Source organism: Streptomyces albidochromogenes (assembly GCF_005981925.1).
In the GTDB taxonomy this organism is placed as follows: domain Bacteria; phylum Actinomycetota; class Actinomycetes; order Streptomycetales; family Streptomycetaceae; genus Streptomyces; species Streptomyces albidochromogenes.
On the sequence record NZ_VBVX01000018.1, the window covers coordinates 21,739 to 41,250 of the forward strand.

Genomic DNA, 19,512 nt, shown 5'->3' on the forward strand with positions numbered 1-19,512 from the left:
AACGGGCCGTGGGGGTCAGCGGACACCGCGTACGCGCAGTACGACGAGCGCGCCGACGAGGGAGACCAGGGCGGCTGTGGGGAACAGCGCCTCGTAACCGCCCGCGGCGACGATCCAGCCGGCGACGGTCGGTGCGAGGATCTGCGGCCCGGCGTTGGCGATGTTGATGACGCCCATGTCCTTGCCGGCGTCCGCCGTGCGCGGCAGCACCTTGGTGATCAGGGCCATGTCGACGGCGAGATAGGCGCCGAAGGCCACGCCGCCGACGATGTTGTACGCCAGCATCCCGCCCTCCGTGGGCGAGATCATCGGGAGTGTCAGCGCGAGCGCGGCGAGGACTCCGGACGCCAGCACGAACGGCTTCACGCGGCCCACCCGGTCCGCGAGCGGCCCGATGAGGACCGAGGCGGCGACCGTGCACAGCGCGTTGACGATCATCAGAAAGCCGACAGTCGGTAGCAAATTTTGCTGCGGGATCCTGATGTGGTCCGCCAGCAGGAACATGTTGTACGTGAGGACGACGAAGTAGCCGAGCATCACGCCGAGCCGGGAGACGAACGCCCAGCAGAAGTCCGGGTGCTGCCGGGGGCTGACCCAGAAGTTCCCGAAGAAGGCCCTGAGTTCGAAGCGCTCGCGGGGGAGTCGCCGTGCGTCCCGGTCGGGCGAGAGGGCCGTGAAGAAGACCGCGGCGACGACCACGATCGCGGCGATCAGGTAGTAGCCGTTCTCACCGGCGAACCGGCCGCCGAAACCGCCGATGACGCCGTCCATGCCGAACTTGGTACCGGGTACGCCGCCGATGACGAGGGCGGCGACGATCGTGCCGAGCGGTACGCCGAGGCCGACGAGGGCGGAGAACGTGCCGTAACGGGAGGCGGGCACCCGGTCGGGCATCGCGGCGGTCAGGGCGGCCTGGTAGCCGTTCATGATGAACTGCACGACACCCCAGCTCAGCCCCAGCGCGGCGATGCTCGCCGCCTGGGCCTGGGCCACGAGGGCGAGCGCGCCGAGCAGCGCGCACAGGAGGATCCACGGCGCCCGGCGCCCGTAGCGGGAGCGCGTGCGGTCCGACAACTGGCCGAAGACGGGGTTGCCGACCGTGGCGAGGATCGCGCCGATGGTGCTGGCGGCGGACAGCGCGGCGGTGTCGTTGGTACCGGTGATCCGCGCGACCTGGATCGGCAGCAGGAAGCTGCCGACGCCGAGCCAGAGCAGGTAGAGCGCGACGTTCGCGACCGGCAGGGTGACGTGCAGCAGACGAAGTGAGCTTTCGTCGGGCGCGACGGACGGGGCGCCAGTGCCGGGAGCAGCAGCTGCTACCGGTCTTGCGCCTTCAGGAAGTGAATGAGTCATGGGTGGGCCCCCTGGAGAGCGTGCCGGGCAATGAGGCAGGTGGAAGCAGCGCGTGCTGCGGGGTGGGACGGGCGCACTCCGGCAGCCGCGGGATCGGGCCACGAAGCGTGCTGAAGGGGAGAGTAGGTGACACGTGTCATCTCGGGAAGGGGTGCGGCAGGGCGCGACTGTTTCGTGACCCGGGATGTGACACGTGAGCCAGCCGGGACATGCTCCGGTTACGTGAACCGCGCGCCCCGAGGCGTGCGTTGAAAGGTTGAACGCGACGCGGGCCGCGCCCGGGTACCTGCGCGGCGCGCGGCGACGGGAGCCCGCGCCACGGCGCGCCCCCACAACGGACCGCGCCCGCCACGACTGTCGATCGTGACGGGCGGGGGGGGGTGACTCCTGCCGGGTACTGCGTGAGCACGGCCACGGCGTTGGGGGATCGTGGGCCGACTGCTCGTCCTCAGGACCCTTCAGTGCCTCGGCTGCGCATGCCGCACAGCCGGGAAGCGGGGCGGCCGGGGCCAGGAGGCCGCCCCGCTTCGAGGGTGGGGTTCGGCGGCGGACCGCGCCGCACCGCCCTGCGAGCCGTTCCCGCGCGCTCAGCCCACAGGGGCGCCGAACCACGCCGGAAGCCGGCTGAGCAGATCCTGCTGGTCTTCGCCGACCCACACCACGTGCCCGTCCGGCCGCAGCAGCACCGCCGGTACGTCCAGTTCCTCGCTGACGTCGACGACGTGGTCGACCCGGTCCGCCCAGCCCTCGGCCGAGAGCCGGCCGGTCTGGTCGAGCAGCAGCCCGCGGCCCTCGCGCATCAGCTCGTACAGGCGCCCCTGCTTCAGTCTCACGTCCCGCAACCGCCGGCCGAGCAGTTCGTGGCCCTCGCCGAAGTCGTAGCGCACGTCGACCGCAGTGATCATCCCGGTGACGTACCGGTTCGCCTCCTCGAAGTCCATCAGCTTCGCGAACAGCTCCCGCAGCGCCGTCGCGCCCGGGTCGGTCCCCAGGAGGGTGATCTGTGCCCGGGTGTTGTCCAGGACACGGGCGCCCACCGGGTGGCGTTCGACGTGGTAGCTGTCCAACAGCCCTTGCGGCGCCCAGCCGTTCACCGCGCCGGCCAGCTTCCAGCCGAGGTTGAACGCGTCCTGCACGCCGAGGTTGAGCCCCTGCCCGCCGGTCGGCGGGTGGATGTGCGCCGCGTCGCCGGCGAGGAACACCCGGCCGACCCGGTAGCGCTCGGCCTGCCGGGTGGCGTCGCCGAACCGGGAGAGCCAGCGCGGCGAGTGCACGCCGAAGTCGGTGCCGGCGACCGCCCGCAGCCGCTGCTTGAACTCCTCGAGGGTCGGCTCGGCTGTACGGTCCTCGCTCACGCCGTCGGCGGGCACGACAACGCGGCACACCCCGTCCTCGCCGGGGGAGACGCCGAACCGCAGTTGGGTCTTGCGGACCTCCTCGACGACGGCGGCGATCGTCGCCGGGTCCTCGGTCGCCTCCATGTCGCCGAGCAGCGTCTCGACCGTGGCGGGCTCACCGGGGAAATCGACGCCGATCAGCTTGCGCACCGCACTGCGGCCGCCGTCGCACCCGACGACGTAACGGGAGCGCAGCCGGGTGCAGTCCGCCAGTTCGATGTCCACCCCGTCGTCGTCCTGGCTCACTCCGACCACTTCGCAGCCGCGCCGGATCTCGGTACCGAGTTCGAGCGCACGCTCGTTGAGCAGCCGCTCGGTGACCGGCTGCGAGGCGGCGACACCGAACGGGTGAGCCGTGTCCAACCGATCCGGCCACGGTTTCATGATGCCGCCGAACAGGCCGCCGACCTGGAACTTCTCGCTGACCGCCAGGAACCGTTCGAGGAGGCCGCGTTGATCCATCACCTCGGCACTGCGCGTGTGCAGGCCCTGGCCACGGGACTGCTGGGTCGGCTCGGTCAGCTTCTCCAGCACGACCACGTTCACGTCGTGCAGTCGCAGCTCACTGGCCAGCATCAAGCCGGTCGGTCCGCCGCCGACCACGATCACGTCAATCATCGAAAGCCCGTTCAAGAGAGTGGATGTCGGCCAGTCACTCCGCGCGGTCCGGCGGACGGCACCCGCGCCGTCACGCCGAGTCCCCGCGACCGCGACGCGAGCCCTGCCAACGGTTCGACGTCCCCGCGCGCGCCGCACGTCGAAAAAGACGCGTGCACACCCGGGTTCGCCGTTTCCGCTGGTCCTGGCCTTGGACGAGCATTCTGCGGTACGACCGGGGTCTTGCCGCAAGGCCCCCGGTGCGCTATAGGTTGTAAGTGGCAAGGAGCGCGTGAGTTCCTTGCCTTTGCCATGTGCCGTCCGTCGCGGACGGGCACGTCACCCGCGCGGCCCCGTCACCCGCGTCGTACACCGAGCGCGTGCCGGACGGAAGCCGCCGTCGTGCCGAGCAGGGAAGCGCCCGCGCCAAGGCGGTGGCCCGGTGGTGCGGTTGCCCGGCAGTGGCACCGGTGCACGCGGTGGCGCGGAGGAGGGGGAGCGGGTCAGACGGCCACGACGACCTTTCCGTGCACGTGCCCGGACTGGCTCAACGCGAAAGCGTCCGCGAGCTCCTCCAAAGGGAAGACACGGGCCACCGGCACCGTCAGCTTCCCCGCGTCGGCCAGAGATCCGAGCTCGGCCAGGTCGTCGCCGTTCGGCCGAACCCACATCCACTGCCCGCCGGCTCCGACGACGGAGGGGTCCGCGATCGACGCGTGCCGGCCGCCTTCGCGCAGGACGGCCAGCGTCGTGTCCAGGACGCCGCCGACGAAGTCCGCGACGACGTCGACCCCCTCCGGTGCGAGCTTCCGGACGCGCTCGACGACTCCCTCGCCGTACGCCGTGGGCTCCGCGCCGAGCTCGCGGAGCCGGTCGTGGTTGGCGGGGGAGGCGGTGCCGATGACCCTGGCGCCGAGCGCGCGGGCAATCTGCACGCCCAGCGAACCCACTCCGCCGGCGGCCCCGTGGACGAGTACGGTGTCGCCCGGACCGGTGCCCAGGCGCTTGAGCACCTGGTACGCCGTGAGACCCACCAGCGGCAGGCCCGCCGCCTGGTCCCAGGTCAGCGACGCGGGCCTACGGGCGAGGGCCCGCACCGGGACGGTGACGAACTCGGCGAAGGTGCCCCCGTGCACGTAGTCCTTGCGCGCGTACGCGACGACCTCGTCGCCCACCGCGAACTCGGGCACGTCGATACCCACGTGTTCGACGACCCCGGCGACGTCCCAGCCGGGGATCACCGGGAAGACCGTGTCCATCAGGCCCTCCAGCCCTCCGGCCATGATCTTCCAGTCGACCGGGTTGACCGCCGCGCGCCGTACGCGCACGAGGACCTCTCCGGGGCCGAACCTGGGTCGCGGCTGCCGGGTCTCCGAGAGCACTTCCGGACCCCCGAAGGCCGAGTACGTCATCGCCCGCATGTCACGTCCGCCGTCGGGGCCGGCAGCGTCCTCGCGTCCCATGATGCGCCCTTCCTCCGTGGTTCCCGGGTCGCGCCCGGCTGATCGCTTGTCTATGGGTTGCCGGGGAGGGCGGGTGCGAAACCGGCAGCGGCGAACACAGGCGTTCCACGCCGCACGGCAGCCCATCGGCGCCGCCGCCTCGTGCGTCGTCCGCTCCGCCCGCAACCCCGGCTCGTGGGGCACGGAATCCTTTTGGCCGCCCGGCGCCTCTTATCACCGTGTCGGCAGAACGCCGGGACGTGAAATGGAGGTTGCCGTGATCGTCACCATCGCCGTCGCCGTCGGAGCCGTGCTGCTCTGCGCCTGTGGCCACGTCGCACTGCGCAGAAGGGGCCGCGCCCGTGGCTGAGTCGTCCTGGCCCGGTGAACTGCTGGTCGTCGCCGCGCAGCGCGGTGATGTGGACGCGATCACCGCGCTGGTGTCGGGTTCGCATCCGAACGTGCGGCGGTTCGCCCGCTCCCTCTGCGCCACCCCCGAGGACGCCGAGGACGCGGCGCAGGAAGCACTGATCATCCTCTACCGGAAGATCGGGACGCTGCGGGCGTCCGGCGCTCTCGCGTCGTGGATGTTCCGCATCGTCCGCAACGAGTGCCTGCGGCGCGCACGGACGACGGCGCGGGACCGCACACCGCCTCGGGACGACTTCGTGCCGTCGGCCGAGGAGGAGGTTCTGCAGCGCCTGGAGGCGGGCAGGGTGGCGGCGGCGGTCGCCGCCCTGCCCGCCGACCAGCGCCGCGTGCTGATCATGCGCGACATCCAGGGCCTCAGCGGACGGATGGTCGCCGACGCCCTGGGACTGAGTACGGCCGCGATGAAGTCGCGTCTGCACCGGGCCCGCGCCGCCGTCCGCCACCTGCTCGGTGCCGAACCCGACCCGACTGCCGAAGGGAACGCCGATGGCGACGAAAGCTGAGAGCCCCGACTTCGCGAGCGCGTCCCTGCGCGGACATCTCGCCCGGGGCGTGGTGGGGTTCGGCGGGCTGATCGGTTCCGTGGCGCTGATTCCGGTGGTCGGACCGGTCAGCCTGCTGCTCCTCCCCGTCGGCGCGATGGCGCTGCGCGGGTGCCCGATGTGCTGGACGATCGGACTGGTGCAGACCGTTTCGAGGGGACGGCTGCGGCGCTCCTGCGAGGAGGGGCGGTGCGTGCTGACGGCGGCCGGTCACGAGGGGCACACGGGCGAGCCGGCCGCCCGCCGGATGCGGGGAGCGGCCGAGCGGGTCACCCGGCCCGAGCGGTTCACCTGAGCGAATGGTGTGGTCCGGCGGTGTACGGGCGGGGTTGCCGGGCAGCCGTGCAAGCATGCGAGCTCTCCTGATCAATTGCACTCTCAAGCCGTCCCCGCAGCCGTCGAACACCGAGGCCCTGGCCCAGGTGGTCACCGCCGAACTCGTGTCACGGGGGGTGAGCGTGGAGTCGGTACGGGCGGTGGACCTCAACCTGCTGCCCGGAGTGAAGTCCGACATGGGCGAGGGCGACGACTGGCCGCGCGTCCACGCGCAGCTGCTGAACTCCGAGATCCTCGTCATCGCGTCCCCGACCTGGCTCGGCCGGCCGTCCTCGGTCGCGCAGCGGGTGCTGGAGCGGATGGACGCCATGCTCTCCGAGACCGACGACGACGGCCGGCCGGTCGCGTACAACCGGGTCGCCGGCGTCGTGGTGACCGGGAACGAGGACGGCGCCCACCACGTCATCAGCGAGATCGGCGGAGCCCTCGGCGACATCGGCTACACCATCCCCGGCCAGGCGTGGACGTACTGGCACCTCGGCCCGGGCGCCGGCCCGGACTACCTCGACGACGAACGCGGACACGACTGGGCCCACAGGACCGGCCGGGCCATGGCCGCCAACCTGCACACCACCGCCCAGGCGCTCGCCGCGCACCCCTTGCAGGCTCCGCCGTCCTGACCCGGCCGGCCGGCACCCGCCCGGACCGCCCCGCCGCGCCGCGAGGCCGTCGGGGGCGGCCGCGGGCATCCGCCGCGCTCCGGGCGGGTGACGTGCGGACCGTCGGCGTGTCACCGGTCCGGTGGGCCGGCAGCGGGTGACGCGTCACCGGGACGCCCCCAGGAGCTGCTGAAGACCGTCCGGGCCGCGGGAGCCGCCCGGGCCGGGTGAGCGGGCACGAACCGGGTACCCGCACCGCGTGCAGGCGTACGACAGCCCCGTACGGACGGAGGGCCCATGCCGTGGAACGCACCGACTGGCTCCTGACGGCCGGCGAGCGCGGCAATTCCGCGACCCGCCTGGACAGCCGCAGACCGGACCGCGTGGCCTGGTCGGACGGCAACGACGCCCGCCCCCTGGTCCACGGTGCGACGTACTTCGCGGAGCTCCTCGCGGGGATCCGCGCACAGCGCGTCGGTGACCTCCTGCTGTTCACCGACTGGCGCGGCGACCCCGACCAGCGCCTCGACGGCCCGGGCACCGAAGTCGGCGCCGTCCTGAGCGAGGCGGCGCAGCGCGGCGTGATCGTCAAAGGGCTGGTGTGGCGCTCCCACCTGGACCGGCTCCAGTACAGCGAGACCGAGAACCGCCATCTCGGCGAGGAGATCGAAGCGGGTGGCGGTGAGTGCCTGCTCGACATGCGGGTGCGCCCGGGCGGCTCCCACCATCAGAAGCTCGTCGTACTCCGGCATCCCGGCCGCCCCGAGCTCGACGTGGTGTACGTCGGCGGGACCGACCTGTGCCACAACCGCAACGACGACGCCGCCCACCGTGGTGACCCGCAGGCGCAGCCCATCTCTGCCGCGTACGGACCGCGACCGCCGTGGCACGACATCCAGCTGGCCCTGCGCGGTCCCGTCGTCGGTGACATCGAGGCGTGCTTCCGCGAACGGTGGGACGACCCGGCACCGCTCAGCCGCAGCCCCCTGACCCGTCTGCGGGAGCGGATGCACCGGGAGGACACCGAAGCCGACACGCTGCCGCCCCAGCTGCCCGATCCCGGGCCGCGCGGCAGGCACACCGTCCAAGTGCTGCGGACGTACCCCAACCGCCTGCTGCGGGGCTACGACTTCGCTCCCGACGGTGAGCGCAGCATCGCGCGCGGGTACCTCAAGGCGCTGCGGCGTGCTCGTGCGCTCATCTACCTGGAGGACCAGTACCTGTGGTCTCCGCATGTGGTGAAGTTCTTCGCCGAGGCGCTGGCCGCGAACCCCGGCCTGCGTCTCGTCGCGGTCATCCCCACCGTCCCCGAGCAGGACGGCCGGATCAGCCTGCCGATGAACCTGGTCGGCCGGATCACGGCCCTGGAGAAGCTGCGTCGCGGGGGCAAGGGGCGCGTGGCGGTGTACGGGCTGGAGAACCATGCCGGGACACCGGTGTACGTGCACGCGAAGGTGTGCGTGATCGACGACGTGTGGGCCTCCGTGGGGTCCGACAACATCAACCTCCGCTCCTGGACGCACGACTCGGAACTCGACTGCGCCGTCCTGGACGAGAGCACCGACCCGCGTGAGCCGCGTGATCCCGGCGGCCTCGGTGACGGTGCGCGCACCTTCGCGAGGAACCTGCGGCTGGAACTCTCGCGCGAGCACCTGGACCAGGAGGAACCCGAGGCGCCGGACGCGCCGGACGCCCTGTGCGACCCGGTGGGCGCCTACGACGCCTTCGCGGCGAGCGCGGCCGCCCTGGACGCCTGGCACGACGGCGGCTGCCGGGGGCCACGGCCGCCCGGACGTCTGCGTACGTACCGTCCGCCGGACCTCTCCCACCCGGAGAAGGCGCTCGCCATGCCGCTGTACCGGATCCTCGTCGACCCCGACGGCAGGCCCTTCAGCCGCCGCCGTGACAACACGTTCTGAGGAGCGGCGTTCCCGGGCCCGGACCGGAAGCCGTCCGGCACGGCGCCACCGGCGATCTCCCGTGCCGGCCGGCCGTGGAGGAGCAGTCCGGCACGTCGTACTGTCGGCGCACGGGCTCCCCGGCCCCACCCGCCGCGCGCCTTGGGCGCGGCCGGTCGCCGACGCACGGAAGGAAGGCCGCGTGACCGAGGAGAACCCCGCCGGCGATCACCCGGGCGGGGACGAGCACCAGCGTTTCGCCCGCTACCTCCGGGAGCTCGCCGAGGGGGCGGCCGAGGACGAAACGGCCCTGGTGGCGGCCGTCCTGCGCGACCCGGACGAGACGATGGCCGTGTCAGCGGTGGTCCGCCACATCGACCGGCGGGCCAACGGTCTGCTGTCCGGTCCGCGGTTCGAGGACTGGGCCCGGGGCCTGGCCGCGGTGATCGGTGATCGCGAGTTCCCCGTACGACGCCTGCGCGAATGGGCGCTGCTGCGGGCGATCGTCAGGGGCGAGCCGTGGACGGCCGAAGAAGTCGCCGCCGCCTCCGACTGGTTCCAGCGCGAGGCGGCCGGGACCGTCACCTCGCCCGAAGCCCTCGCCCACCTCGCCCGGGCGGGCCGGACGCGACGCGTCCGTGCCGCCGCCGCCCATCGGCTGCGCGGCCACCGCGGCGAGGTCGGGCGCGACGTCCCACGGAGCGGGGCGCCCGGCAGGCGCTGAGCGGGCCGCCGCTCCTCGCCGGCGGCCGGCGGTCGCCGAGGCGGCCGCTACGGGACGCGCTGGGCGGGGAACGGCGCGCTCAGGCTGTCGTCGCCCGGTCTCTCGGCCGTCTCCGGGGCGCGGGCGCCGGTGCGGGTGGCGCCGATGCCGGCGATCACGACGCACACGATGCCGAGCGCGGGCAGCACGCCGGGTATCTGGCCGAGCACCAGGAGCCCCGCCAGGAGCGCGATGCCGGGCTCCAGGCTCATCAGGGTGCCGAACGCGGAGGTGGTCAGGCGGCGCAGGGCGAGGAATTCGAGGATGAACGGCAGGACGACGCTCAGTACGGCCAGTCCGAGCATGAGGCCGAGCAGCTTCCACGTCACGTGGACCAGGTCGGACGGCGCGGCGAGGAGCAGGCCGAGGACACCGGCCACGGGCATCGAGAGGGCCAGGCCGCTCAGGCCGGTGACGCTGTCGCCGACGCGCTGGGTCAGCAGGATGTACCCGGCCCAGCAGGCCGCCGCGGCCAGCGCGTAACCCGCGCCGGCGGCGTCGATGCCGCCGGCCCACGGCTCGGTCAGCAGCACCACCCCGACAGCCGCCGCGGCGGTCCAGCGCTTGCGTCCGCCTCCCGACCCGAACAAGGACACCGCCAGCGGGCCGAGGAACTCCAGCGCGCTGGCGGTGCCGAGCGGCAGTCGCGAGACGGCGAGCATGAAGAACACCATCATCCCGGCGGTCACCGCGCCCAGCACGGTGCAGGCCAGCAGGTCCCGGCCGGTGAAGTCGCGGGGACGCGGACGCACCAGTACGAGCAGGAGCAGGCCCGCCCAGGCGAGACGGAGGCCGGTCGTGCCCAGCGCGCCGAGCTGGTCGAGCAGGGTGACCGACAGCGCCAGCCCGAGCTGGATGCTCGACATGGACGCGAGCGTCATGAGGGCGCCGCCCTCGGCACCGCGCAGGCGCGGACGGACGGCGCCGGAGTTGTTCAGGGAGGTCAGCGGGCTCATGGGCCCCAGTAGAGGGCCTGGCCATCGTCCGTGTCCACGTGCCGATCATGGACACTCTGTTCGGGAATCCTGAACAATGGGGGGATGGAGACACGACGCTTGCACCTGCTGGTGGAGTTGTCCCGGCTGGGGTCGATGCGCGCGGTGGCCGAGGCGCAGAACACCACGACCTCGACGGTGTCCCAGCAGATCGCCGTGCTGGCGCGGGAGATGGGTACGGCGCTGACTGAGCCCCACGGGCGCCGGGTCCGGCTCACGCCCGCGGGCCGGCGGCTGGCCGAACACGCCGTGACGATCCTCGCCGCCGTCGAGGCGGCGTACCTCGACCTCACGCCCGGGGCGGAGCCCAACGGCACCCTGCGGGTCTCCGGCTTCGGCACCGCCATCCGCTCCTACCTGCTGCCGCTGGTCGGCGACCTGGCCGTGAGCCATCCGCGGCTCCACGTGCTGATCCGGGAGCACGAACCCGCCGAAGCGCTGTCCCTGCTGGCGGCGGACGAGACGGATCTGGCGCTCACCTACGACTACAACCTCGCGCCGGCCGCCGAGGACCCCGCCGTGCGCAGCACCCCGCTGTGGACGGCCCGGTGGGGCCTGGGCGTGCCCGCGCGGACCGACGCCGGGGAAGGGACGGCGCTGGACATCGTCCACCGCTTCCGTGAACACGCGTGGATCGTCAATTCGCGCAACACCGCCGACGAGGCCGTCATCCGTACGCTCGGCTCCATGGCGGGGTTCGTCCCGCGCGTCACGCACCAGGCCGACAGCCTGAACCTGGTGCAGGGCATGATCACCGCGGGCCTCGGCGTGGGCCTGCTGCCGCTGGACACCGCCGTGCTCCCCGACGTGCGGATCGTCCCGCTCACGGCGCCCGACATCGAGCTGCGGGCGTACGCCGTCGCCAGACGCGGCCGCCTGAACTGGCCCCCGCTCGCCCTGGTGACCGACCGGCTGACGCGGGCGGCGCGCGGTACGGCGACCGCGCGGACGCGCGCCGCCCCGCCCACCGGGTGACGTACGTGAGCGTCGGTCCCCGTACGTACGAGCCGTTGGCCGGTCAGCGTTCCGACAGGTCGGACGGGGCCTCCTGGACCACCCAGCCGTTGCCGTCCGGGTCCTCGAAGGACATGAACGAGTTCCAGGTGTCGCCCTTGCCGTCCTCCCAGCCCGTCGCACCGACGTGCCGGATCGGGGAGGCGTCCACGCCGCGGCCCACCAGCTCCTCCCGGGCCGCCTCGATGTCGGTGACACAGACCTGGAGGCCCTGGAGCGTGCCGGGAGCCATCGTCTTCGTGCCGGGCGCGGCCGGCATGCCCTCCAGCATCGCGATCGAGCATCGCGAACCGGGGGGCGTCAGCTGGACGATGCGCATGCCGGGGGCGACCTCGTCGTCGAGATCGACGCGGAAGCCGGCCTTCTCTGCGTAGAACTTCTTGGCGCGGTCCATGTCGGTGACAGGGACCGGGACGACTTCGAGTGTCCAGTTCATGGGGAGTCTCCTCAGAAACGCGGCGAGTCCGGCCGGAACGACGCCCCCGACGTGGCGCACGGACGTGCGCGGCCCAGGGCTGGTCCACCGTCGCCCACCATGGACCGCTCACGCACGCCGAAACGCCAGTCTTGTCCCGATTTTGTCACGGCACGCCCGAGGAAATGACGACCCGTCACCCGACGGCGGGGTGCGGCGGCTCCTCCCCTCGGGGTGCCGTGCCGAGGAGGGGGGACGGCTTGAACCCCTTGGCGATGAGCCACACGGCGAGGCTCACCTCCCAGGTGAAGACGGGGATCGCCGCCACCGACCCCGGCACGGAGACCTGCTCGTACAGGCCGAACATCACGGCGGTCGCCGACACGCAGATCAGCGCGCCCCCGGTCAGCCCCAGCACGGCGATGAACCGTGGGACGAGCCCGGAGCGGTGCATCAGCCACGCCAGGACCAGCGAGTTCGCTCCCAGGGCGAAGTTGGGCCCGACGAGGAACGTCCAGTCGTGGACGGCCACCAGCGTCCTGCCGGCCGTGACGAGCGAGGCGGCGTCGCCGCCGGCCGCTCCGGCGAAGTCCCTCCGCAGTGTCACGACGGACAGGACGCTGATGATGCCGACGACGATGACGGCCGCTTCGAGCAGGCGGGCGCACGCGTAGCCCAGCGCGGCTCCCTCGTCCCGCTTCCTGAGGACCGGGTACAGCACGACGCCCGTGCCGACGACGGCTGCCGCCAGAACCATCTCGGACAGTGCGCCGAGGAACACCCGGGTGTCCGCGCCGGAACCGACGACGTAGTCCGCGTCCCGCAGCACGGGTCCGTACAGCGCGAGCCCGCCGATCGCGGCGACCTCGGTGACGAGGAACAGTACACCTGCGACGACCGCGGTTCTTCTGGTCGAAAGCACCAGGACCTACCCCCATATGAAAGGTGTACGGCGTACACCGAAGGCTCACGGTAGGTGTACGTCGTACACTCGTCAACCCGGGACGCTGACAATGACGGATCACGAGGGAGCTGGTGGCGAGATGGCGGAGCAGGCGAAGGCGGTGCGCCGCACCCCGCTGACCAGGGACCGGGTGCTGCGGGCGGCCGTCGTGCTCGCCGATGACATCGGCATCGAGGCGCTCAGCATGCGCAAGCTCGCGCAGGAGCTGGGCGTCGTGCCCATGGCGCTCTACAAACACGTCGCCAACAAGGAACAACTCCTGGACGGCATGGTGGACGTCGTCGTGGGCGAGATCGAACCGCCGGTCGCGGGCGCCGACTGGCAGAAGGCGGTACGCCGGAGGATCCTCTCGGCGCGCCGCGCTCTCGTCGGACACTCTTGGGCGGCCCAAGTGATCCGGTCGCGAAGCGGCCCGACGCCGGCCGTGCTCGCGTACATGGACTCCGTGATCGGCATGTTCCGCACCGGCGGCTTCTCCGTCGACCTGACCCACCATGTGATGCACGCGCTGGGCAGCCGCATGATGGGCTTCACACAGGAGTTGTTCGACGCCCCGCCGGGCCCCGACCCGCGCACGCGGCCGGCCCCGCCCCAGGAGGACGCGGGGCAGTACCCCTACGTCAGGGAGCTGGCCGGCGCGGTGGCTCACGACGAGGGGTCCGTGTTGGGCCAGGGGTGCGACGACCAGTTCGAGTTCGAGTTCGCGCTGGATCTCCTCCTGGACGGGTTCGAGCGACTGCGGCGCCAGGGATGGTCCTCCGCCGGTCGCTAGCAGCGCCGGACCACAGGACGCCGGACCACAGGACACGGACCCGGGACGCGGACCCGGGGCGTGTGCCCGGAGCGCGGACAGGTGCCGAGCGCTTACGGATACGGGACCCGTGGGGCGGGCGGGGTCCAGCGACGGCTTCGCGGGACGGTGGAGGCGACGTCGTAGTCCTTCTTCAGGTGCTCGGGAACGGCGTAGTGCATGACACGGCCCCGGGTCAGCGAACTGAGCTCGAAGAGAGTGGTGAGGTGGCCGAGACGGTCCAGGGCCCAGGCCCCGAGCGGGGAGCTGTCCTCGATCGTCTCGAGAATGCCGAGCAGCGCCGGTGCGGCCTTGACAGCGGTGTCCCACGGCGAGCGGGGGACCTGGAGCCAGTCGGCGCAGGTGTCGCCGATGAGATGGCGGATGAGCGCGCCGACCAGGGGGTCGAAGAAGGTGCCGGGGACGACCTCTTCGAAGAGGTCGATCAACTGGCGGGTGAGATGGGCGCCTTCCTCGGACGGGCCCATGTGGCGGGTCATGTAGAGGTCGGAGAACTCGCGGGCCTGTTCCAGGTCGGCCGGGGCGTGGTCCTGGTCGATGCCGAGCATGGCGCCCACGACCCGCCAGGCGTAGTAGTACGACTCGGCGCCCTCGGTGCTCATGTGGATGCCGAGCCGGTGCAGGGCGTCGAGGACCTGGATGGAGAACATCATCTGCCCGCCGATCATGTCCTCCTGGCAGATCGGTGTCCCGAGGCTCGCGGTGTCCCAACGGTCTTCGCGGCGCAGGTGGTGGCGGATGGACGCGTGCAGCAGGCGGACCTTCTGGGCGGCCGGGACGAAGCGGCTGCCCGCCTCGAAGGCGCCCGGCTGCATGAGGTAGACGGTGAACTGCCCGGTCTCCGCCATGCGTTTGGAGGGGTACTTCAGCGAATGCGTCGCGGACAGGAGTTTCGCCACGTGCGGCAGGACGTAGCAGGCGGGCATGGAGGCGAAGGAGAGGGCGGTGGAGATGTGCACGTTGTTGTCGATGAAGAACAGCCGGGCCTGCTCCATCGCGTCCCAGTCGACCCAGGCCGGCGGGGCGCTGGTGGCCCGCAGGTACTCACGGGCCACCTCCGGCAGCCCGTCGGGCAGCGGCGCGCCCGCGGTGGAGACGAAACGCATGAGGGTGTTGAACTTTCCGACCTCACCGCGTTCGAACATGGTCGCCACGGTGGCATCGGCCAACTCGTCGCCCACGGTGCGCAGGGCGTCGAGGGACTGCTCGGTACAGGCCATCTGCGGGACTCCTTTCGGGAAGCGGTACGCCGTACGGACAGCGGTACGCCGCACGGGAAGCGGTGCGCCGTACGGGACGGCGTACCGGTGGTGTGGGGGCGTCAGTGGCGGCGGACCGTGGCCGTCCGCGCCAGGCCGGCCAGCGCCCGGGCCGCCTCGGCGGGGAGTGCCGGACGTCCGAGGACGCCGGTGGCCGTCTCGATCCGCTCGCTGATCATGTGCTCGATGCGGGCCGGAGCTCCGGTGCGACGCATGATCTCCCGTATCCGTCGCACACCGTCCTCGGCGAGCCCGCGCCGGCCCAGCAGCCGTTCGAGCTCACCACGCTCGTCGGCCGTGGCCTGCTGCCAGGTCTGCGCCAGGAGCGCCGTGGGCCGGTGCGCGACGATGTCGTCGGCGTTCGCCTTTCCGGTGCGGGAAGGGTCGCCGAACAGCCCGAGCAGGTCGTCCCGCAGCTGGAACGCCTCTCCCAGCGGCAGCCCGTAGTCGGAGAAGGCCTGCCGCAGCTCGCCGGAGGCACCGGCCAGGGCGCCGCCGATGAGCAGCGGGTGCTCGACGGTGTACTTCGCCGTCTTGTAGCGGATCACCTTCAGCGACGTGTCCGTGTCCGGGCGCGCGCCGGTGCGCAGGATCTCCAGGCACTCCCCGGCCACCAGCTCGCGGGCCAGCACGGCCCACAACGGCCGTGCCCGGGTCAGGTAGGCGGCCGGCAGGCCCGAGGTGGTGAACAGCTGCCCGGCCCAGGACATCAGCAGATCGCCCACCAGCATGGCCAGCGACCGGGCAGCGGCCTTCGGGCGCGGGCCGGCGGCCGTGGCGCCGCGCAGGGCCATGTGGACGGTGGGCAGCCCGTGCCGGACCTCGCTCCGGTCGACGAGGTCGTCGTGCACGACGGCCGCCGCGTGCACCAGTTCCATCGAGGCCGCCGCCCGCACCACGGCGTCGCCGTCCGGCTGACCGGCCGCCCGCCACCCCCAGTAGCAGAACGCCGCACGCAGCCGCTTCCCGTGCGCCGTGGCGACCTGGAGCTGCTCGGCGACCGGGGCGAGCTCCGCGTCGATGTCGGCCAGGCGGTCGGCCTCGCGCTCGACGAACTGGTGCAGCACCTGGTCCACGCGGGCCTTGAAGGCGGCCTGATCAGCCCTGTCGGACATCGCCGGCGCCCCCGCGTCGGGCGGTCACATGGCGGGCCAGTACCTCGAGGTGCGCGGGCGGTCCGGAAGCGTAACGGTCCAGGGCCAGGCGGCCGCGGGCCTTGATCTCCTGCTGCCCCTCAACGGCCAGCTCGCCGACGTCCGAACGGCGGAGCAGTCCGCGCAGCCCGCTCATCACGCCGCCCACTGCTCCGGTCGCCAGATCCGCCACTCCGGCCGCCAGCAGCACCGCGTCGCTGTGCCGCGGCCGGCCCCACTCCGGTCCCGTGTCCCAGCTCATGCCGTTCTCCCCCTCCACTTCGGCCCCCGCCTCCGGCACGACCGGTATCCGGCTGCCGAGGGTGGACGGCGTGGCTCACCCCTGTCTCATCGGAAGCCTGACCGGAGCCGTCCGGCGACACGCTGCGGATCACCGATCGAGCGACCTGCCGGACTGGCGTGCCACCGGCGTCGCACGGGTGGCCGGAGAGGGCCCGGCGGGGGAACGCGCCTATGCGTCAGGGCCCGGCGGAGGGGTTGCCGGGCCCTGGCAGACGTCATGCGTCGAGAGTCAGTGCTTGAAGGTGTCCTTGATCTTTTCCTTCGCCTGGCGCGCGTCGCCCTTGGTCTGCTCGGCGCGGCCTTCGGCTTCCACGGACTCGTTGCCGACGGCTCGCCCGGCGGCCTCCTTGGCCTTGCCCTTGGCCTGCTCGGCCTTCGACTTCGCCTTCTGGTCCCCAGCCACAGCGTTCACGTCCTTCCGTTCGAGCTTCCGTTCAAGCAAGTGGACGCCCTACGTCTGACCGCTGAGGCGCCGGTCAAACGTGGCCGCGGCCCGCCGGTCACGAACGGGTGTCCTCCCTGGGCCGCTTTGCCGTGGACTCGCCGCAAGGGTGCGCCTGCGGGCCGTCCCGGGGGAGTACGTCCAAAGTGACTGGGAAGGCGCGGGTACGACCCGAAGAGAGCACGCGCGGAGAACGAGGCAGGAGGGTGCGATGGTGAGCGGGCCGTTCGACGACGGCGGCATCTCTCCGTGGTCCAAGACCGTGACCGCCCGCTTCCGCGGTGATGTCGGCGACGTCACCGCCGCACGTCTGACAGCGGAGCGTTTCCTCGACGAGCTGACCGGTCAGCATCCGCCTTCGGAGCGCGAAAGCCGGGACGACATCCTGTTGACGGTCTCGGAGCTGGCGGCCAACGCGGTGCAGTACGCCCCCGGCCCCTTCGTCCTGCGCCTGCGCGGTACCTTCGACGGCATACATGTGTGTGTCGGCGACACCAATCCCGCTCCGCCCGTGCCACGCTCCTGCGATCCGGCACGCGGGGCCGGCGGGATCGGCTGGCACCTCATTCAGGCGCTGTCCCGCGAGGTCGGCGTGCTGCGGGAGCCGGGCGGAAAGGAAATCCACGTATTCCTGGCATGGTGAGACCACCAGGGAGTTCCGGTCTCGCGGCGGTGTCCGTGCACCACGGTCCCGACGAGGCGCCCAGGCCCGGGTTCCTCCGCAGCCGAACAGGGAAGGCGACTGACATGACCACCCCCCATACCGCGCGACCGGACGACACCCCGCTCGTCGGCGTACGCACCCACACGGACATCGAGCTGGCGCTCAAGGACCAGGCGGGCCACGGCGGGCCTCCCCCGTTCGCCGCAGGGGCTGCCGCCGCCTACGGCTGGGCCCTCGGACGCTCCGACCGCTCCCCGATCACCGGGACGGGCGCCGCCCAGGGTTTCCCCGGGCTGCCGCTGCTGACCGCCGAGGTGGACGCTTCGGTGGTCCAGTTGGACGACGCCACCACCCAGGGCGACGCCCGGGAATACATCCGGGGCGTGCACGACGCCCTGGCCTGGATCTGCGGATACAGCGACCAGCCCGCCTGACCTCCCCGGCGCGGTGTGCTCCCGGCGCCCATGGTCCCGCCGGACTACCGGGCGGCCACGGGCGAGTGGTAGGCGCCCAGCTCGTCGAGGTAGCGGGTGCTGCTGGTGTCCTGGTCGTGCTCGAAGGCGGGGGCCTGCTTGATGTCGTCCTTGGTCCTGGCCACCCGGATGACACGAGCGGACCTGTCGATCGAGGTTACGAGGCCGGCGGGGATGACGACGCTCCTGCCGAACACCCAGACGCCGGTGTCGACGACCAGGTGGTCGTACCCGGGGACTTCCGACTGCCTGTCCACGCTGCCCACACTGCCGTCCACGGCCTCCACGGCGTAGCCGGTCAGGTCCTCGTCGGCCATCCGCTCAAGCCCCGGCAGGTAGTTCCAGATCCCGGTCATGCCCAGCCTCCCAGTCACCGCCACCCCAATGGTCGCGTCATGTGCCCCCACTTGCCCCTGAAGCGGGCGCACATGCGTGAAGAATCGTGCGACGGCCTTGCGGCTTCGGCCGGCGACCAGAACGGAACCCGGCGCCCCACGCGCGTGCCGCCCGCTACGACAGCGTTTCGGCGACCACCGACGCCGCTTCCGCGATCAGCCTGTCGTCGTGCCCGGCGTCCTCCTCGTCGCGGTTCGACATGATCGCCACGACGATCGGAGCGGAGCCCGGCGGCCACACCACGGCGATGTCGTTGCGGCCCCGTAGCCGCTTCCGGTCCCCGTCTTGTCGCCGACCACCCAGCCCTCGGGCATCCCGGCCCTGATGGTCCGGTCCCCGGTGGTGTTGGTGCGCAGCCACTGCGTGAGCTGTGCCCGCTCCTCCTCGCCGAGGACGTCGCCGAGTACGAACGCGCGCAGGTCCTCGGCCATCGCGCGAGGCGTACTCGTGTCGCGGGTGTCGCCCGGGGCCCAGCGGCTCAGCTCGGGCTCCCGGCGTTCCACCCGGATCACGTCGTCGCCCATCCGCGCGAGGTGGGCGTCCAGGCCCTTCGGCCCGCCGAGCGCGTCCAGCAACAGGTTCGCCGCCGCGTTGTCACTGAACCGGACGGCCGCGTCGCACAGCTCGCACAGGGTCATCCCGGTGCCGACGTGCTTCTCGGTCACGGGGGAGTGGGCGACCAGATCCGCCTCGGAGTACCTGACCACCCGGTTCGTCCCGCTCAAGGAGTACGTGCGCAACACGGCGCCGGCGGCCAGCGCCTTGAACGTCGAGGCGTAGGCGAAACGCTCCCGGTCGTTGTGGGTCACCTCGCGCCCGGTGCCCGTGTCGACGGCGTACACCCCCAGCCGTGCGTCGAACTTCCGCTCAAGCGCCTTCAGTTCGCGGGCGAACGGCTTCGCCGGCGCGCTCGGCCCCGCCGCCGCCGAAGTGGGGGACGGGGGTGCGGGCGAGGCCGAGGGGGCGCCCTGGCCGCAGGCCGCCAGCGGGACGAGGGAGAGCGTCGCGAGCGCGCCGAGGAGGGCGCGCCGGGCACGGACGCGCCGCACGGGAGGCGCGGGCTGCTTGCACTGCCGGGGCTGCGCGGGCTGCATGGTCCGAACCTCCGAGGTACGCCCCGCGTGCGGGGTGTGCGGCGGGACGGGGCGAGCGGCACGGCCCCGTCCCGGTGCGTGGTCATGATTGCCGCACCCGCCCACCTTCGCCCTCGGGCGCCATGCGGTCCAATGCGCTCCCGAGCTGTTCCCCGCCGAACCGGCTCACCCTGTCGCCACCGGCCGTGAC

The 19,512-nt window shown here is 72.2% G+C and carries 20 protein-coding genes and 1 pseudogene; 9 read left to right on the forward strand and 12 right to left on the reverse strand.

Annotation, left to right across the window (positions count from 1 at the left end):
- Window positions 1-15: 15 nt before the first annotated feature.
- The 3 genes from E2E34_RS04485 to E2E34_RS04495 all read right to left on the reverse strand — a co-directional run bounded on the left by E2E34_RS04485 (window position 16) and on the right by E2E34_RS04495 (window position 4,768).
- A complete protein-coding gene (locus E2E34_RS04485) occupies window positions 16-1,353 on the reverse strand; it encodes an MFS transporter (RefSeq protein WP_138900586.1) in 1,338 nt (445 codons plus the stop codon).
- A gap of 587 nt (window positions 1,354-1,940) precedes the next feature.
- On the reverse strand, window positions 1,941-3,368 hold the full coding sequence (gene rox, locus E2E34_RS04490; RefSeq protein ID WP_138900587.1) for a rifampin monooxygenase: 1,428 nt from the start codon (window positions 3,366-3,368) through the stop codon (window positions 1,941-1,943).
- A 482-nt stretch (window positions 3,369-3,850) separates the two neighbouring features.
- Window positions 3,851-4,768: an NADP-dependent oxidoreductase gene (locus E2E34_RS04495; RefSeq protein ID WP_138900604.1), complete on the reverse strand. Its 918-nt coding sequence runs from the start codon at window positions 4,766-4,768 to the stop codon at window positions 3,851-3,853.
- A 383-nt stretch (window positions 4,769-5,151) separates the two neighbouring features.
- Between E2E34_RS04495 and E2E34_RS04500 the strand changes: the two genes are divergently transcribed.
- From E2E34_RS04500 to E2E34_RS04520, 5 genes are all read left to right on the forward strand, one after another.
- Window positions 5,152-5,724 (forward strand): RNA polymerase sigma factor, encoded by a 573-nt coding sequence (locus E2E34_RS04500; RefSeq protein WP_138900588.1) that lies wholly within the window; start codon window positions 5,152-5,154, stop codon window positions 5,722-5,724.
- Window positions 5,708-6,058: a hypothetical protein gene (locus E2E34_RS04505; protein WP_244315512.1), complete on the forward strand. Its 351-nt coding sequence runs from the start codon at window positions 5,708-5,710 to the stop codon at window positions 6,056-6,058. The genes E2E34_RS04500 and E2E34_RS04505 overlap by 17 nt, the downstream gene beginning before the upstream one ends.
- 55 nt (window positions 6,059-6,113) lie before the next feature.
- The gene (locus E2E34_RS04510) at window positions 6,114-6,719 is read left to right on the forward strand and encodes a flavodoxin family protein (RefSeq protein ID WP_167518211.1); all 606 of its coding nucleotides are present in this window, start codon (window positions 6,114-6,116) and stop codon (window positions 6,717-6,719) included.
- A 281-nt stretch (window positions 6,720-7,000) separates the two neighbouring features.
- Window positions 7,001-8,617 carry a phospholipase D family protein gene (locus tag E2E34_RS04515; RefSeq protein ID WP_138900589.1) on the forward strand — a complete coding sequence of 539 codons (1,617 nt, stop codon included), beginning with the start codon at window positions 7,001-7,003 and terminating at the stop codon, window positions 8,615-8,617.
- A 181-nt stretch (window positions 8,618-8,798) separates the two neighbouring features.
- A complete protein-coding gene (locus E2E34_RS04520) occupies window positions 8,799-9,320 on the forward strand; it encodes a hypothetical protein (protein ID WP_138900590.1) in 522 nt (173 codons plus the stop codon).
- 47 nt (window positions 9,321-9,367) lie between these two features.
- Here the strand turns inward: E2E34_RS04520 and E2E34_RS04525 are convergent, their stop codons facing one another.
- Window positions 9,368-10,315: an EamA family transporter gene (locus tag E2E34_RS04525; RefSeq protein ID WP_244315513.1), complete on the reverse strand. Its 948-nt coding sequence runs from the start codon at window positions 10,313-10,315 to the stop codon at window positions 9,368-9,370.
- Window positions 10,316-10,399: 84 nt separating this feature from the next.
- Between E2E34_RS04525 and E2E34_RS04530 the strand changes: the two genes are divergently transcribed.
- Entirely contained in the window at window positions 10,400-11,329 is a 930-nt protein-coding gene (locus E2E34_RS04530; protein ID WP_138900591.1) for a LysR family transcriptional regulator, read from the forward strand.
- 43 nt (window positions 11,330-11,372) lie between these two features.
- Here the strand turns inward: E2E34_RS04530 and E2E34_RS04535 are convergent, their stop codons facing one another.
- On the reverse strand, window positions 11,373-11,804 hold the full coding sequence (locus E2E34_RS04535) for a VOC family protein (protein ID WP_138900592.1): 432 nt from the start codon (window positions 11,802-11,804) through the stop codon (window positions 11,373-11,375).
- A gap of 175 nt (window positions 11,805-11,979) precedes the next feature.
- Entirely contained in the window at window positions 11,980-12,705 is a 726-nt protein-coding gene (locus E2E34_RS04540) for a DUF4386 domain-containing protein (RefSeq protein ID WP_138900593.1), read from the reverse strand.
- 91 nt (window positions 12,706-12,796) lie between these two features.
- On the opposite strand from E2E34_RS04540, the gene E2E34_RS04545 reads away from it, so the two are divergent.
- Window positions 12,797-13,519, forward strand: a complete 723-nt coding sequence (locus E2E34_RS04545) for a TetR/AcrR family transcriptional regulator C-terminal domain-containing protein (RefSeq protein WP_425573309.1) — start codon at window positions 12,797-12,799, stop codon at window positions 13,517-13,519.
- 92 nt (window positions 13,520-13,611) lie between these two features.
- On the opposite strand, the gene E2E34_RS04550 is transcribed toward E2E34_RS04545, so the two are convergent.
- The 4 genes from E2E34_RS04550 to E2E34_RS04565 form a co-directional block, all read right to left on the reverse strand.
- A complete protein-coding gene (locus E2E34_RS04550; protein ID WP_138900594.1) occupies window positions 13,612-14,778 on the reverse strand; it encodes an oxygenase MpaB family protein in 1,167 nt (388 codons plus the stop codon).
- A 101-nt stretch (window positions 14,779-14,879) separates the two neighbouring features.
- Window positions 14,880-15,932: a polyprenyl synthetase family protein gene (locus E2E34_RS04555; RefSeq protein WP_138900595.1), complete on the reverse strand. Its 1,053-nt coding sequence runs from the start codon at window positions 15,930-15,932 to the stop codon at window positions 14,880-14,882.
- A complete protein-coding gene (locus tag E2E34_RS04560; protein ID WP_138900596.1) occupies window positions 15,916-16,212 on the reverse strand; it encodes a polyprenyl synthetase in 297 nt (98 codons plus the stop codon). The genes E2E34_RS04555 and E2E34_RS04560 overlap by 17 nt, the downstream gene beginning before the upstream one ends.
- Before the next feature lie 270 nt (window positions 16,213-16,482).
- Window positions 16,483-16,656 carry a CsbD family protein gene (locus tag E2E34_RS04565; RefSeq protein ID WP_138900597.1) on the reverse strand — a complete coding sequence of 58 codons (174 nt, stop codon included), beginning with the start codon at window positions 16,654-16,656 and terminating at the stop codon, window positions 16,483-16,485.
- A gap of 250 nt (window positions 16,657-16,906) precedes the next feature.
- Here E2E34_RS04565 and E2E34_RS04570 point away from each other — a divergent pair, with 250 nt between their 5' ends.
- Window positions 16,907-17,338, forward strand: coding sequence for an ATP-binding protein (locus E2E34_RS04570; RefSeq protein WP_138900598.1), 432 nt, complete (start codon window positions 16,907-16,909; stop codon window positions 17,336-17,338).
- A 104-nt stretch (window positions 17,339-17,442) separates the two neighbouring features.
- Window positions 17,443-17,793 (forward strand): hypothetical protein, encoded by a 351-nt coding sequence (locus tag E2E34_RS04575; RefSeq protein WP_138900599.1) that lies wholly within the window; start codon window positions 17,443-17,445, stop codon window positions 17,791-17,793.
- A gap of 44 nt (window positions 17,794-17,837) precedes the next feature.
- Here E2E34_RS04575 and E2E34_RS04580 read toward each other — a convergent pair whose 3' ends face one another.
- Both E2E34_RS04580 and bla read right to left on the reverse strand, forming a co-directional pair.
- A complete protein-coding gene (locus tag E2E34_RS04580) occupies window positions 17,838-18,188 on the reverse strand; it encodes a hypothetical protein (protein WP_208765143.1) in 351 nt (116 codons plus the stop codon).
- A 154-nt stretch (window positions 18,189-18,342) separates the two neighbouring features.
- Window positions 18,343-19,322: pseudogene (gene bla, locus E2E34_RS04585) on the reverse strand (class A beta-lactamase).
- Window positions 19,323-19,512: the final 190 nt, after the last annotated feature.